The 15,458-nt window shown below is 43.2% G+C and carries 12 protein-coding genes; 7 read left to right on the top strand and 5 right to left on the bottom strand.

Annotated features, from left to right (window positions below):
- The first annotated feature begins 29 nt into the window (after window positions 1-29).
- The gene (locus tag NQ518_RS01870; protein WP_040563113.1) at window positions 30-986 is read left to right on the top strand and encodes a helix-turn-helix transcriptional regulator; all 957 of its coding nucleotides are present in this window, start codon (window positions 30-32) and stop codon (window positions 984-986) included.
- Between the two features lie 242 nt (window positions 987-1,228).
- Here the strand turns inward: NQ518_RS01870 and NQ518_RS01875 are convergent, their stop codons facing one another.
- From NQ518_RS01875 to NQ518_RS01890, 4 genes are read right to left on the bottom strand one after another with little or no spacing between them, the layout of a single operon-like run.
- Entirely contained in the window at window positions 1,229-2,059 is an 831-nt protein-coding gene (locus NQ518_RS01875) for a phosphatase PAP2 family protein (protein ID WP_227961013.1), read from the bottom strand.
- Complete coding sequence (locus NQ518_RS01880) at window positions 2,060-2,698, bottom strand: CDP-alcohol phosphatidyltransferase family protein (RefSeq protein WP_227961011.1); 639 nt, start codon at window positions 2,696-2,698, stop codon at window positions 2,060-2,062. It abuts the gene before it with no gap.
- 5 nt (window positions 2,699-2,703) lie between these two features.
- Window positions 2,704-3,204 (bottom strand): GtrA family protein, encoded by a 501-nt coding sequence (locus NQ518_RS01885; protein WP_004350431.1) that lies wholly within the window; start codon window positions 3,202-3,204, stop codon window positions 2,704-2,706.
- Window positions 3,192-3,662, bottom strand: a complete 471-nt coding sequence (locus tag NQ518_RS01890) for a phosphatidylglycerophosphatase A family protein (RefSeq protein ID WP_227962442.1) — start codon at window positions 3,660-3,662, stop codon at window positions 3,192-3,194. The genes NQ518_RS01885 and NQ518_RS01890 overlap by 13 nt, the downstream gene beginning before the upstream one ends.
- A gap of 232 nt (window positions 3,663-3,894) precedes the next feature.
- On the opposite strand from NQ518_RS01890, the gene NQ518_RS01895 reads away from it, so the two are divergent.
- The 4 genes from NQ518_RS01895 to NQ518_RS01910 all read left to right on the top strand — a co-directional run bounded on the left by NQ518_RS01895 (window position 3,895) and on the right by NQ518_RS01910 (window position 11,265).
- Window positions 3,895-6,402 (top strand): DUF5686 family protein, encoded by a 2,508-nt coding sequence (locus tag NQ518_RS01895; protein ID WP_227961009.1) that lies wholly within the window; start codon window positions 3,895-3,897, stop codon window positions 6,400-6,402.
- A 106-nt stretch (window positions 6,403-6,508) separates the two neighbouring features.
- A complete protein-coding gene (locus tag NQ518_RS01900; RefSeq protein ID WP_227961007.1) occupies window positions 6,509-6,994 on the top strand; it encodes a PaaI family thioesterase in 486 nt (161 codons plus the stop codon).
- Window positions 6,995-7,401: 407 nt separating this feature from the next.
- Complete coding sequence (gyrA, locus tag NQ518_RS01905; protein WP_227961006.1) at window positions 7,402-10,011, top strand: DNA gyrase subunit A; 2,610 nt, start codon at window positions 7,402-7,404, stop codon at window positions 10,009-10,011.
- A gap of 27 nt (window positions 10,012-10,038) precedes the next feature.
- On the top strand, window positions 10,039-11,265 hold the full coding sequence (locus NQ518_RS01910) for a tetratricopeptide repeat protein (RefSeq protein ID WP_227204922.1): 1,227 nt from the start codon (window positions 10,039-10,041) through the stop codon (window positions 11,263-11,265).
- Window positions 11,266-11,601: 336 nt separating this feature from the next.
- Here NQ518_RS01910 and NQ518_RS01915 read toward each other — a convergent pair whose 3' ends face one another.
- Window positions 11,602-12,774, bottom strand: a complete 1,173-nt coding sequence (locus NQ518_RS01915) for an IS4 family transposase (RefSeq protein ID WP_227208630.1) — start codon at window positions 12,772-12,774, stop codon at window positions 11,602-11,604.
- Window positions 12,775-13,021: 247 nt separating this feature from the next.
- Here NQ518_RS01915 and NQ518_RS01920 point away from each other — a divergent pair, with 247 nt between their 5' ends.
- Both NQ518_RS01920 and NQ518_RS01925 read left to right on the top strand, forming a co-directional pair.
- Window positions 13,022-14,098, top strand: coding sequence for a tetratricopeptide repeat protein (locus NQ518_RS01920; protein ID WP_227961004.1), 1,077 nt, complete (start codon window positions 13,022-13,024; stop codon window positions 14,096-14,098).
- Between the two features lie 2 nt (window positions 14,099-14,100).
- Entirely contained in the window at window positions 14,101-15,420 is a 1,320-nt protein-coding gene (locus NQ518_RS01925) for a DEAD/DEAH box helicase (protein WP_227204924.1), read from the top strand.
- The last annotated feature ends 38 nt before the right edge of the window (window positions 15,421-15,458 follow it).

Here is a 15,458-nt window from a genome sequence, read left to right on the forward strand (position 1 = left end):
AACTGATACATAATCATGAGGGTAATACAATGAAAGTTCATAAGATGTATGAGGCTGATGATAAGCTCATTTCTATCATCGCAGACAATTATAGCATATTGCAAAGTCTTGGGTCGTTTGGCATTAGCCTGGGTTTTGGCGATAAAACCGTTCGTGAGGTTTGTGAAGATGAGCATGTGGACACCTATACTTTTTTGGCCATCGTCAACCTCACCATTAATGGGTATCGTGACACCGAGGATGTAGAGCGATTGTGTATACCTACCTTGATCAAATACCTAAGTGCCAGCCATGCTTATTATCTTGATTTTCAACTGCCTTTTATCCGAAAAGAATTGGAGAGTGCACTCGATGAAAATGATAATCTGGCACGGCTCATCATCAAGATTTACGATGAATATGCGCACACCATTCGAAACCACATGCGCTATGAAGAGAAGAACGTGTTCCCCTACGTCAACGATTTGCTGAACAACAAGGCCAACGAGAGCTATGATATCGAAACTTATTCAAAACATCATGGTCAGACAGACCTTAAGCTGAAAGAACTCAAGAATATCATTATCAAGTATTTACCTTCTGATGGTTTGAGGAATAACCAGCTCACGGCCACCCTCTACGACCTCTACAATTGTGAACAATGGCTTTCGCAGCACGCATTGGTAGAGGATGAAATCTTCACACCGGCCATCCGTCATTTGGAGCGGCAGTTAAGGAAAAATGACGTGTCGGTTAAAATTTCATCCATGATCAATCAAACACCGCAAAACCAAGAGGCGTTAAGCGATCGGGAGAAAGAAGTGGTAATCAGTTTGGTGCAGGGTATGACGAACAAGGAGATTGCCGAGCATCTGTGCATTTCTATCAACACTGTCATCACGCATCGACGCAACATAGCCAGAAAACTGCAAATTCATTCGCCGGCGGGCCTTACCATTTATGCTATTGTCACCAACCTTGTTGACATCAGCAGTGTGAACTTATAAGAGGATTGTGGGACTTATCGCTCCGGCAGAGTTGCAGGATGTTGTTGTGGAAAAAAATTCCTACCGATGACAGAGATAAGGTAGGAGTACATATCGTCATATTTCTCTAATTATCAAGGCATTGAGGTGCGTAATCAAACTCAATGCCTTTGATGTCTAAAAGCATGGAGATTGGCAGACAAAGTCAACGTGTTTGGACGCCAAACCCAATGACTTTGTTTTCAGACCAGTAAGCCTCTATTTTACGATATGCGACGAATGTAGCCATTAAAGGTATTTCTGATGGAGGGAACCTTGAGTAACAGGCATTCGAAAACCACGACAGCTACAACACAAGTAGCGATTCCCAGTGCAACGTCGATGAGGTAGTGGTGACTGGTGTACACGGCTGTCCACCAGATGCCCATGCAGATGATGGCAAAAGTGGCAATGACCGCTTTCCGCTGTTGGCTTATCACGGCATAAATGGTTGTTACAAGCATGTAGGCCGCATGCAGTGATGGAATGGCGGCAAACACGTTAGCGTTTTTGCCATAGAGCGACTGGAACACGGGAATGGCGATGAGTTCATCGAACCTGCCCAGTCCGGCAACGTTTCCACTGGTGTGCAGCAGGGGTTCAAAACCATATTGCATGACATACCAGGGTGGGGCAGCGGGATGGATGTAGTAGCCTGCAAATCCCACGAGGTTGACGAAAAGGAATGCTGTTGAAAAGTGAAGATAATGCTTGCGGTCGCCCTTAAGATAAAGGTACAGACTGAACGCTATGGGTACAGGAACCCAGCAGAGGTAGAAAAAGCCAGCCAAGAGGTCGGCTACCGTGCAGTGGTGTTGTGCGAAAAACTCATTAGGCGTGAGCGTTCCGGCTGCTGTCGTGATGCCGAAAAGCTGTTTCTCAGCCTCATAGAGGTCACGAATGTCTATCGGGTTGACCATGTAGTTGGGGTAAAGCCGCATCACGTCATAGGTACAACCAAACAAGGCCCAGGGGGCTAAGGCCAAGGCCAATTTGCGTGTGGGCTTGTAGGCTGCCAACACGATGTATAACAAGATGATGTAAATACTGAACACTTATCGGTCTTTCAATTGTTTGTAACAATGCGCCACGCGCCAAAAAGCAGTGATGTTGGCCAAAACAGCGATGAGCGTCATGCCCCCGATGAGCCACCACAGGTTGCTGGTCATGCCGGTGATGATGGCGGCCAAGGCCGTCACTACGACACGCTCCGGACGTTGCATCAGTCCCACCTTGCACTCAATGCCCAGACCTTCGGCTCGGGCCCGCACATAACTCACCATGATGGAACCTACCAGGGCCAGGAATGTAATGACACCTGCCCAGATTCCTGAAGCGGTCATCAGGTAAAGCGTGATGCCGAAGAGCGAGAAGAGTTCGCTGTAGCGGTCTAAAGTGCTATCCCAGAATGCGCCAAAAGTAGTGGACATGTTGCCCAAACGCGCCAATCGGCCATCCATCATGTCAAACAAACCGGAGAAAAGGAGAATAGCTCCTCCCCAGCCAATCCATGAAAAACCTATGGATATCGGCGTGAGTTGACTGGCATGGATGAAGAGGAATGCGGCGACGACGTTGCCGACAAAACCGATGGTTGTCACCATGTTGGGCGTGATTCCCATCTTAATCATTCCCTTGATGATGGGATTGATGAGGGTATAAATGAGTTTTTGTAAATAGTCTCTATATTTCATCGTGTTCAATTTTCTATGTCAGGTAGGATAAACGCCTCGGAGGATGTAGATTCCGGCAATTCTATCGTTGTTTTTTTCTTGTTGATTATTTTCTTCAGAGGTCGGCTTAGCTTTGCGTTAAACACAAACAGTCGTTGCATTTGGTAGTTCCACAATACGGCAACGGCGATGGCGACAGCCGCTTTGACGATGATGAAACTTACACCTGTCGCTTCTGTTAGGGAAAGGGTGCCAAAGGTGTTGAGCAGAATGCTTCCCGCCCACACTATCATATACCGTGCTGCTACGTGACGCTTATTGATAGAGTCGGGATGGAACACCCATTTGTAATTGATGATGCAGTTGGTGATTCCTCCCATGAGGGCGCCGATAAAGGTGGAATAACCGTACCATAATTCAGCAAATTGCGCCAAGATGATGGTGACGGCAAAGTCGACGAATGATGCTATCCAAGCCGATATCTGCGCTTTGCCGAAGGTGATGACTGCATTTTTTATATAGCCCATTGTGTGAAAAGGATGATAATGAGACTATAAACGCCAGCCAACAAATCGTCTGCCATCACCCAGAAACCACCGTGACGACGGTCCAACGTTCTAATACCCAATGGCTTCATGATGTCAAAGAATCTGAAGAGAACGAAGGATGCTACTATGTACCAGCCATTTTGTATAGGTACAGCCAGCAGCGGCATCCACATACCAATCATCTCGTCAATGACCACTCGCTTGGGATCTTCACCCCAAAATGGTTCCAACTCGTTGGCTGCCCAAGTGCCGAAAGCAGTAAAAACGACAATGAGGGCAAGTGTGATGAAAAATAAGGTGGTGGGACTGAATGTGACCGCCATTGCCAGCCACAGGATTGTGGCCAGAAAAGCACCTGCAGTTCCTGGCCCCCATGGCCAGAATCCGCTTCCGAAACCGGTGCCAATAATAACTGCTAACAGCGGCGGACGCTCCATAAGTAGGTGCAAAATTAATAGAAAAAATATTAATATCCAAAGAGTTTTCTTTAAAATTCTAAGATTATGTATATCTTTGCATGATAGAGAGAAATCGCCCCTGACCGTCCATAGGGGTTGACCTACCTCAGGGTTTAAATGAAATTACAATATCGACAAGATGTCACTTGCACCGGCAGGTGACCCTATATATAATAAGGTGAAGAGATTTTTTAGTTTTCTGTTTATAGTCATGACTTTTGTCTGTGTAGCTCATGCGCAGATTACGGGTGTGATAGTAGATGAAGATGGGTATGCCATTCCATACGCTAGCGTGATGTATAAAGGCCATCATGTTGCTGTTGTCAGCGACATAGAAGGTAAATTCAGCATTGCCCGGCATGAGGGATGGGTGATGACAATCAGTTCAGTGGGTTTTAAACAGCAGTCTATTAAGGTAGATGCCAGTACAAAGCCACATCTGAACATTGTTTTAAAGGAAGATGCCAAACGCTTGAATGAAGTGGTGGTAAAGAGTAAGCGTGGTCGCTATTCGCGCAAAAACAACCCTGCCGTGGAACTGATGCGGCGGGTGATTGCAGCCAAGAAGAAAAATCATCTGGATAATCATCCTTACTACCAGTATAACAAGTATCAAAAGCTTACGTTGTCTTTGAGTGACATCAAGCCAGAGGATTTGGAAAGTGGCAGATTGAGCAAGTCGCAGTGGATGTTGGACCAGATTGAAACCAGCAGCTATAACAATAAGTTGGTTCTCCCAGTATCTGTAGACGAAACGGTAACGCAGCACATCTACCGCAAAGAGCCGAAGTCGGAGAAAAATATCATCAAAGGGCATCAAAGTCAGGGTGTCAATAAGATTTTGCAGACAGGTGAAGCCTTGAACGTGATCATGAAAGACGTCTTTACGAACGTTGATATCTACGACGACTATGTTCGGCTGCTTCAGTATTCTTTCGTGAGCCCTATCGGGCGTACGGCCATCTCTTTTTATCGCTATTACATCGAAGACACGGTCTATGTAAATCGTGACTTGTGCTATCATCTACAGTTTATTCCCAATAACCAGCAAGACTTTGGATTCCGCGGAGAGCTGTATGTTCTGGCCGATTCGACTTTGCATGTGAAGAAATGCAAGTTGACCATACCGAAGAAAAGTGATGTCAATTTTGTCGAAGACCTGCATGTAGACCAAGAATACACCAAGCTCGATAACGGTGAGTGGGTGCTGACCAAGGATGATATGTGGGCTGAATTGTCACTAACGAGTTTTCTTTCCAAAGTACTGGTTGTGCGTAATACCCGCATGAGCGACTATGCTTTTGACGAATTGCCCAACAAGATATTCAAGGGCAGGGCCAAAGTGCGGCATGAAGCCGATGCCATGGTTCGGGATGAGGATTTCTGGAATCGATATCGTGCGGTGGAATTGACGAAGGGTGAATCGTCTATGGATGCTTTCGTGCATCGTATGGAACAATCGAAAAACTTCAAGTGGTTGTTGGTGGGCATCAAAGCACTTGTTGAAAATTATGTGGAGACAGGCAGCAGCCAACGCAAGAGCAAGTTCGACTTCGGCCCTATCAATACGCTTGTATCGAGCAACTTTGTGGATGGTTTGCGCTTCCGGATCTGCGGTAGAACGATGGCTGCACTCAATCCGCATCTGTTCTGGAATGGCTATGTGGCATACGGAACACGGTCGCAGAAAACCTATTACGGTTCAGAGGTGACCTATGCCTTGAACAAAAAGAAGAACTCGCCGTTTGAGTTTCCACAACGTAATCTGGTCTTTGAGACCGCTTATGACGTGATGTCGCCAGCCGATAAGTTTTTGATACACAATAAAGACAATGCCTTTATGGCCATTAAGACGCAGAAGGTAGAACAGATGTATTTCTACAACCGCCAGAAACTATCGTTTATTTATGAAACAGATTGGGGATTCAGTGTTAACACCTCTGTCAAAGCCGAGAGCAATGAGGTGGCAGGTGACTTGCACTTCATGCGCATGAGTGATCGTCAAGAGATTTTCAAGATAAGAACCACTGAGTTACAATTTGGCTTGCGCTATTGCCCTGGACAGACTTTCTTGAACACCAAACAGAAAAGAGTACCCATCAACTTGGATAGTCCTGAGTTCAAAGTAAGCCATACCATGGGATTGAAAAACTTCCTGGGTGGACAATATACGATGAATTTTACGGAAGTTGGGGTTTACAAGCGGCAATGGCTGGGCAGTTGGGGTTATCTGAATGGATATGTAAACCTGGGCGCACAGTGGGACAAGGTGCCGTTCCCTTTGTTGATCATGCCACCAGTGAATCTTTCCTACTTTGAACACCCAGAGACATTCTCCATGATGCGCAACATGGAATTTCTGACAGACCGCTATGCGTTCTGGTCTTTGTCATGGGACATGAATGGTAAGCTGCTGAATCGTATTCCTCTCATCAAGCGATTGAAGTGGCGTGAATATATAGCTTTTAAAGGCATGTTTGGCACTCTGACAGACAAAAATAATCCCTTTTTGCAGCGCAATCAGGCCGATGACATGCTGTTTGCCTTCCCGGAAGGAGCATACGTTATGGACAAGAAAGTGCCCTATATGGAGATTGTGGCAGGTGTTCACAACATTTTCAAATTCTTTGGGGTAGACTACATCCATCGTATCAATTACAACGGACATCCCAATACTAAAAAGAACGGAGTGAGGTTCAGCGTCATGATGACCTTCTAAGTGGATGCAATGCCACGCTATTGCATTGGAATGAGTGCCCGCAGATGAGGCACTCATTGGTTGATAGCCATGAGATAAATAGTCAGACTTGATAAAATGTTACAACATGAGAAAAATTAAGAATCCCTGGATAGGAGTGGAGAAGTACAACTGCTATGGTTGTTGCCCAGACAATGAGATGGGGTTGAAGATGGAGTTTTATGAGGATGGCGACGACATCATCTCCTTTTGGAATCCACAAACACATGGACAAGGGTGGGTAGGAACCATCCATGGGGGCATTCTTAGCACGCTCATCGACGAGATAGCGGGGTGGGTGGTCATCCGAAAACTACAAACCACTGGCATGACCAGCAAGTTGGAAGTGCGCTATAAACAGCCGGTTGCCACGACAGAACCTCAATTAACCATACGTGCCCACATACGAGAGCGTCGGCGCAACCTGGTATTCATTGATGCAACCATCGAGAATGGGCAGGGTGAACTATGTGTTGTAGGGTCGGCCGTTTATTCTGTATTCGATGAAAAACGAGCCAAAGAAATGGGCTTCCGTGGTTGTGAATTGGAAGACGAACAACTGCTCTCCATGTAACTTGTAAGTCATAACCAGGATAGTTAATCCTTACGAATCTAAAAAGAAGTATTATATATAGAAATCTTTGATTGTCCGCTTTTACCATCTTCTTCAACCGACCTCGAGGCGTGTTGATGTCACAAAGAAAAACCGGAACTGAAAAACACTCAACATCGTTACAGGCAGGGAATTCACAGTCGGTTACTCTTCGTTAGGTGTGAAGGCAATTGCTATCACTCTAGTTTCACCAATATGCTCAATATTGCTAAATTTTGCGTTTTTTATCGTTTAAAGCCTTTCTAATTCGGAAAAAAGTTGTACTTTAGCATGTTGAAATAAATAGGCAAAACGTCACAGAGCGAAATTAAATGCGCTTATAGACGATTTTAGACGGAATTTAACATTATATTTATACTAACGATTGAATGGACGAAAATCAGACAATTGATCATGACAGGATCATGAAGATTAACATTGAGGAAGAAATGAAGTCGTCATACATCGATTATTCGATGTCTGTGATTGTGGCTCGTGCCCTTCCTGATGTACGTGATGGATTCAAACCTGTGCACCGTCGTATCTTATACGGTATGCTGGGTATTAGCAATACAAGTGACAAGCCATATAAGAAATGTGCTCGTGTAGTAGGTGAGGTGCTTGGTAAGTACCATCCTCATGGTGACAGTTCTGTGTATGGTGCCTTGGTACGTTTGGCACAAGATTGGAACATGCGCTACACGCTTGTAGACGGGCAAGGTAACTTTGGTAGTGTTGACGGTGACTCTGCTGCTGCCATGCGTTATACCGAATGTAGATTGTCAAAGATGGGTGAGCATGTCATGGACGACCTGGATAAGGATACCGTGGACATGGCCAGCAACTTTGACGACACTTTACAGGAGCCAACGGTTATGCCGACCAGGATACCAAACCTGCTTGTAAACGGTGGAAATGGTATTGCGGTGGGTATGGCGACAAACATGCCAACTCATAATCTTCGTGAAGTGATAGAAGGTTGTTGCGCATATATTGACAACCCTGACATCAAGCTGGACGAACTGATGAAGCACATCCAGGCTCCTGATTTCCCGACTGGGGCTTATATCTATGGCCTGCAGGGCGTGAAAGATGCCTACGAAACTGGTCGTGGTCGTATCATCATCAGAGCAAAAGCCGAGATTGAAAGTGATGAGAGCCACGATAAGATTGTTGTCACAGAAATTCCATACGGCGTTAACAAACAGCAGCTCATTGAATACATAGCAGCTCTTGTGAAAGAAGGTAAGCTGGACGGTATCTCAAACGTTAACGATGAATCGGGTCGGCAGGGAATGCGTATTGTTATTGACATCAAGCGGGATGCCAATGCCAATGTCATTTTAAACAAATTGTTTAAGATGACGGCTTTGCAAAGTTCGTTCTCAGTCAATAACATCGCCCTGGTGAAAGGTCGTCCACGCCTGTTGAGCTTGAAAGAATGTGTGAAGTACTTTGTTGAGCATCGCCATGATGTAACCATCCGCAGGACCAAGTTTGAGTTGAAGAAAGCACAAGAACGCGCCCATATCTTGGAAGGCTTGATTATTGCATGCGACAACATTGACGAAGTGGTTCACATCATCCGTGGAAGTAAGACGCCTTCGGAAGCTCAAACTAATTTGGAAAAGCGGTTTGACCTGGATAATCTGCAGAGTAAGGCCATTGTTGACATGCGTCTGTCTCAGTTGACAGGACTTCGCATGGATCAGTTGCATGCTGAATATGATGAGTTGGAAAAACTCATCGCTTATCTGGAAAACATTCTTTCTGATCCCGAACTTTGTAAGAAGGTGATGAAGGATGAGCTGAACGAGGTAAAGGAGAAATACGGTGATGACCGCCGCACAAAGATTATTCCTGATGAACATGAGTTCAATGCCGAGGATTTCTATCCAAATGATCCTGTTGTTATTACCGTGAGTCATCTTGGGTATATCAAGCGAACGCCATTGTCTGACTTCCGTGAACAAGCACGGGGTGGTGTTGGATCTAAGGGTGCCACACATCGTGATCAAGACTTTACGGAGTTTATCTATCCCGCTACCATGCACCAAACCATGTTGTTCTTCACCAAGAAGGGACGATGCTATTGGCTCAAGTGCTATAACATACCAGAGGGAGCCAAGGATTCTAAGGGTCGTGCCATCCAGAATTTGCTCAACATCGACAGTGACGATGCCATCAATGCAATTTTACGTTTGCGTGGCTTGAATGATGAAGAGTTCATCAATTCTCACTATGTCGTCTTTGCAACCAAGAACGGTACCGTGAAGAAAACAAGCCTTGAGGCTTATTCTCGTCCACGAACCAATGGTGTTATCGCCATCAACATTGCAGAAGGCGACGAAGTGGTTGATGTGAGATTGACCAATGGTGAAAACGAACTCATCATGGCTAACCGCAATGGTAGGGCAGTGCGTTTCGATGAAAACACCGTTCGTACCATGGGACGCACCGCAACAGGTGTGCGCGGTATGCGACTGGATGATGGTGACGACGCTGTAGTTGGCATGATTGTTGTGAATGATCCTGTAAACGAGACGGTCATGGTTGTCAGTGAAAACGGTTATGGCAAGCGCTCTTTGGTAGAGGATTACAGAAAGACCAATCGTGGCGGTAAAGGTGTCAAGACACTGAGTATTACTGATAAGACAGGACGTCTGGTTGCGATTAAGAACGTAACCGATGACAACGATCTGATGATTATCAATAAGAGTGGTATCACCATTAGATTGGCTGTTGCAGAATGTCGTGTGATGGGACGTGCTACACAAGGTGTACGATTGATTAATCTGTCAAAGAAGAATGATGTCATCGCCAGTGTTTGCAAGACCATGAGCTCAGAACTGGAAGCATCCTTGGAAGAGGATAATAAAGAGGAATTGGATCAGCCCGATAGAGAGGGAGAGGATACCATGAACTCTGGGTCAGACAAGACAACTGCTGAAGAGGCTCCATTGGTAGATTTTGATGATGAGTTGGAGCCTAACGAATAAAAATAAACCTTTAAAAATAACGAAATTATGAAAAAATTAATGTTGATGGCTTTGATGGCACTGGGTGCCTCAACGTCTTTTGCCGGTGACAGTGACGCGTTAAAGGCTATCATGTCTGCAAAAACATTTGTTGAAGCAGAGAATTTGGTCAAGTCAAATTTGTCACAATTAGCAAACAATGAAGAAAAAGCAAAAGCTTATAATAAGCTAGTCGACCTTGCCATGCAAAAAGTGAACAAGGAGCAGGCTATCATTGAGAAGAATATGCTTAGTCAACAGCTCAAGCAGGGTGAACAGCAACAGTATGATACGCTGGGATATTATGATGCACTTTACCACGCAATAAATGCTGGTATTGAAGCAGACAAATACGATATGATGCCTAATGCGAAAGGAAAGGTAAAACCTAAGTTTCACAAGGACAATCAAAATCGTTTGTACAACTTACGCCCACAGTTGATTAATGCAGGACAGGACGCGGGTACAAAGAACGATCAGCAAGGAGCTTTGAAGAACTTTGGTTTGTATGTATCTTCGTCTCAAGCCAATTTGTTTAAGGATGTTGCTAACAAACCTGCTTATGATCAATATCTTGGAGAGGTGGCACGCGTAGCAGCTGTATATGCCTTCCAAGATAAGAAGGTTGATTTGGCAAACCAATATGCAGATGTAGCCTTGCAGGATACAGCAAAAGATGTGCATAAGGAGGCATTGAACTTGAAGTCGTATCTCATTACACAAGGGCTCACATCAAAATCAGACTCGTTGAAAGCTATTGAAAGCTTGAAAGAACTGTATGTAAAAGAGAAGGGTAATGAGCAAGTGTTCAGCGCATTAAGTGCCATGTATAACAGCATGGACAACAAAGAAGAGTTGAACAAATTGGTTGCTTCTAAGCTGCAAGAAGATCCTAATAATTTCAGTGCTTTGGCAATGAAAGCTCAAATTGCAATGAATGCTGGTCAGTGGGATGAAGCTATCGAGGGCTATAAGAAAGCTGTAGCAGTAAACGATAAGGATGCACTTGTATATACCTATCTTGGGTTCTGTATTAATTCAAAGGCGCAGGCTTTGAATAATGCTGCTGAGCAAAAGAAACTTTATACAGAATCAGTTGGCTATCTGGAAAAAGCTCGTGACCTTGATCCCGATAAGAGTCGTGCAAACTGGAGCTATCCTCTTTATCAATGCTATTACTCGCTCTATGGTGCTGAAGACAGTAGAACGAAGGAAATGGAGAATTTGAATAAATAATAGTACTATTAATAATCTTAACGTGGAGGATGTATCGTGAGGTATATCCTCCACGTTTTTATATGATTGCAAAACTTTATTTATCCCTTTGCAAATAATGTTAAGTTTATTGTAATAAATGTAGAGGATATTAACTTTTTCCGTATATTTGCAGAAGAAAGAGTTCAATATTCAGAAATTATTCATCACCTTTGTTGAATACATCATCTCACTAGAGATACTTAAAAGCACTGATTAATTTATAATAGTTGATTAACATGAAAAGATTGATACATATTTTCCTTCACTACTGTCCACGAAAACCCTTTAACATTTCAAAAAGTAACAAATTGATAGTTACCCATCAAAATTGAGGCAGAGCTGCAGGTTTTTTCCTTCAGTAAATTCTTCCTCTTTCTGTTCAATGAGCAAGTCACACAATGGCATTTTTGTCAACAATGCCGTGCTTAAAATTCTTAGAACATCATAGGTTTGAAGCTTTAGCCCCATACATTCTTGTACGATAACGACAAGACAATATGCAATGATAGCTGCATAGATTTGTATTTTTACAGCATTCTCCGAGGTTCCATAAAACTCTTTGATGCGCAGATGTTGCTTCAGCCATTTGAAGAACAGTTCTACTCTCCATCTGTATTTGTAAAGCATAGCAACCTGTTCCGCTGTAATTTCAAAATTGTTCGTGTAAAATACAAATGTCCTATTACCATCATAGTCATAGAATACCACTCGTCGAAGTTTATTTGGATATTGCTTCTTAGTCTTGTATCCCTTGAAACGTATAATTTGGTCAGCCATAATTCCAGATGAAGGGTTGTTGTATTCTTTATCCTCTATGACCTCAAACGGCATTTTATGCTTCTCTCTCACGACAAAGTAAGCTTCTGCTCCTTCTATTATATAAAGTTTCCTAGTTGCCATATACGCTCTGTCAAATATATAGAAACTCTCTTTCTCATAGGGAATTAGCTCCATCACTTGAGAATCGTGAACTGAAGCGTCTGTAATGACAGAAAATGTCGGAATGTCTGTCTTCACGTCATACAGTTCATGCAATTTCACTCCTCCTTTCCCATGATGCAGTTTAGTCCACCAGTATACAGAAAGGCACAATGATATTGTTGAGGAGTCAAACGCATAGACATTGTTCGATATGAAGAAGTCCTTGACGACTCCTCGTTTCTCTCTTGCTATGGAAACCATCTTGTCTGCAAACTCTTGGAATATCTTGACTTCGCGTATTTCATTGGCCTTGCTCAAATTGCTTCTACTGACATTCTTTCCAAAACCAAGATGGTGGAACGCTGACTTGAACGGAGTGATGGTTACAATAAGGTCTCGTAATCCCTCACGATTAGACAACTGACCAAATAGAAGAACCATCAGATGATTCCAACAAGTGAAACTCTTCACATATTTATTACCTTCATACTTTTTTATCAACCATTTGAAATGGTCTGTCGGCAGAAAGTCGCACAGCTGTGAAAATACGTATCGACCTTTGTTCATAAGTATCTGCTTTCAAATTGTAATTTGTGGCAAAGATACTCTTTTCAAAAGTAGGGAGTCTATTTTATCTCCTACAAGCTTGTATTTATAGGCGTTTCAAGAGATTATTAAAAGATTTTCGTGGACAGTAGTGATTTTCCTTCTACTTATCATCGTTGTTTGTTCAGTACAAGCACAGAGAAAAGAAATATCCCAGGCTAAACAATGGATTAAACATGGTAATAATCTGGATAAAGCAGAGAGTTCCATGAGTAATTTGTTGAAAGACTCCACGAATAGAAATAATAAGAAAATATGGATAACACTGTTCGAGGCTGTTAAAAAGCAGTATGAACAGGGAAATGAAAAGCTGTATTTAAAGCAAAAGTACGATACAGCTAAGTTATTTTCATTGGGAAAGAAAATGTTTGATGTTTTGCAAGCGTTCGACTCTGTTGATGCGACACCCAACAAAAAAGGAGTCATTAAAATAGAATACAGAGACGAACATGCCCAGTTCTTAAACCAAATCAGACCCAACCTTTTCAATGGCGGAGCCTATTTCATGCTGAAGCATAAGTATCAAGAAGCTTATGATATGTATGACGCATACATCAATTGCGCGTATCAACCTTTGTTCAAAAAGTATGACTATATGAGACGTGACAAGTTGATACCCGAGGCTTCCTATTGGGCGGCCTACAATGCTTACAAACTCAAGAACCACCAAGCAACCTTGAAGCACACTCCTTTAGCATTGAAGGATACAACTCACTACGTTTACATGCTACAATATTTGGCGCAAACGTATAAGGAAATGAATGATACTACCTTGTACTTAAAGACATTGGAAGAAGGATTCTCATCACATCCAGACTTTCCGTTCTTCTTTCCACGGCTGGTAGACTATTTTGTGCAGAATCATAGCTTCGATCAAGCACTACACGTCATTAACCAAGCACTATCGGTCGACAGCACCAATCAGATTTATCGCTTTGCCAAGAGTACCGTTTTGCTGAATACGGGACAATATGACGAATGTATAGAAATATGTGATGGATTGATTGCAGAGAACGATAGCATGATGGAACCTTATTTGAATGCGGGGCTGGCTTATTTTAATCAGGCCGTCATTTTAGACAAAGAAACACAGGTGTCTAAGCAGCATAGACAAATGATATTAAATGATTATCGCAAGGCTTTGCCCTATCTCGAACGCTACAGACAACTGGCTCCTGACATGAAAGAGCGCTGGAGCCTTCCGCTCTATACTATTTACCTAAATCTGAATATGGGTAAAGAGTTTGATGAGATTGATAAAATTATAAACGCAAAGAAGGGGTGACCATGAGTGCCAATATTAATTTAAACAAACTGGGTATTGATGAATTAAGCCTCATGCAGCAAGAGGCATCTCGGCTCATATTGGGTGGGCAGGCAGATGTTGTCATCTTGTCTCCTACGGGATCAGGTAAAACATTGGCTTATTTACTGCCGTTGATTCAAAAAATAGAGGTGTCACGCGATGAGCTGCAAGCCGTGGTCATCGTGCCAAACAGAGAGTTGGCACTTCAGTCATCAAGTATCTTGAAAGTTTTGTCTACGCCCGTACGTTCTTACGCTTGTTATGGTGGTCGGCCAGCTATGGATGAGCACAAACAGCTGAAGCAGATTCAACCCCAAATCATATTTGCCACACCAGGCCGACTCAACGATCATCTTAGCAAAGGAAACATTGTCACAAATTCCACACAATATGTCGTGATAGACGAGTTCGACAAATGTCTTGAAATGGGATTCCAGGATGAAATGAAGGAGGTGTTGACACAACTGCATGCAATCAAGCAACGAATACTCCTATCGGCAACAGATGCCGACTCCATCCCAGAGTTTGTCAATGTAAACCGTCTACAGCGTTTGGATTATTTGGATGAAGTTAATGCCACAAAGCAGATTCAAATCTTTGCTGTACATAGTCCTGAGAAAGATAAATTAGAGACCTTGTCCAAGCTGTTGCTCACTTTTGGCAATCAAAGTAGTATCGTCTTTGTCAATTACCGAGATAGTGCCGAGCGAATTCATGAATACTTGCAGGAACATAGATTTTCCTCTACGGTCTTCCATGGTGGGCTTGACCAAAAACAACGTGAAGATTCACTCTATCAGTTTTCTAATGGTTCCGTAAATGTCTTGGTTAGTACCGACTTGGCCTCTCGTGGACTTGATATTCCCGATGTCAGTAATATCGTTCATTATCATTTGCCTGAACATGAAGATGGTTACATACACCGAATAGGAAGAACGGCCCGATGGGACAAAAAAGGAAAAAGCTTTCTCATCATCGGACCTACGGAGAGCATTCCTGAATTTATCTCTTCTGACATCACAAACTTTGACTTTCCTGAACAACTTCCACCGGTTCCCATGGAACCCAAAATGGCTACATTGTACATCGGAAAAGGAAAGAAAAATAAGATCAGTAAGATGGATGTCGTGGGATTTTTGTGTAAGAAATGCGGTTTGAAGTCAACAGAAATCGGACGTATCGATGTTAAAGACTATTATGTATACGTGGCCGTGGTTCGAAATAAGTTGCAACAAGTTCTCCAGTTGTCCAAAGGTGAAAAAATCAAGGGAATAAAGACTTTGGTAGAGCCAGTTTCATAAAAAAAGAGGCTTTGCGCAAAAAAAATGCATTAATATTT

The sequence above is a fragment of the Hoylesella buccalis ATCC 35310 genome, assembly GCF_025151385.1.
GTDB classification, from domain to species: domain Bacteria; phylum Bacteroidota; class Bacteroidia; order Bacteroidales; family Bacteroidaceae; genus Prevotella; species Prevotella buccalis.

Bases quoted from the DNA above. Each gene is read 5' to 3' on its own strand.
- NQ518_RS01870 (WP_040563113.1), top strand. From the start codon at position 30: ATGAAAGTTCATAAGATGTATGAGGCTGATGATAAGCTCATTTCTATC.
- NQ518_RS01880 (WP_227961011.1), bottom strand. From the start codon at position 2,698: ATGAAATATAGAGACTATTTACAAAAACTCATTTATACCCTCATCAAT.
- NQ518_RS01885 (WP_004350431.1), bottom strand. From the start codon at position 3,204: ATGGGCTATATAAAAAATGCAGTCATCACCTTCGGCAAAGCGCAGATA.
- NQ518_RS01890 (WP_227962442.1), bottom strand. From the start codon at position 3,662: ATGGAGCGTCCGCCGCTGTTAGCAGTTATTATTGGCACCGGTTTCGGA.
- NQ518_RS01895 (WP_227961009.1), top strand. From the start codon at position 3,895: ATGACTTTTGTCTGTGTAGCTCATGCGCAGATTACGGGTGTGATAGTA.
- NQ518_RS01900 (WP_227961007.1), top strand. From the start codon at position 6,509: ATGAGAAAAATTAAGAATCCCTGGATAGGAGTGGAGAAGTACAACTGC.
- gyrA (WP_227961006.1), top strand. From the start codon at position 7,402: ATGGACGAAAATCAGACAATTGATCATGACAGGATCATGAAGATTAAC.
- NQ518_RS01910 (WP_227204922.1), top strand. From the start codon at position 10,039: ATGAAAAAATTAATGTTGATGGCTTTGATGGCACTGGGTGCCTCAACG.
- NQ518_RS01915 (WP_227208630.1), bottom strand. From the start codon at position 12,774: ATGAACAAAGGTCGATACGTATTTTCACAGCTGTGCGACTTTCTGCCG.
- NQ518_RS01920 (WP_227961004.1), top strand. From the start codon at position 13,022: ATGAGTAATTTGTTGAAAGACTCCACGAATAGAAATAATAAGAAAATA.
- NQ518_RS01925 (WP_227204924.1), top strand. From the start codon at position 14,101: ATGAGTGCCAATATTAATTTAAACAAACTGGGTATTGATGAATTAAGC.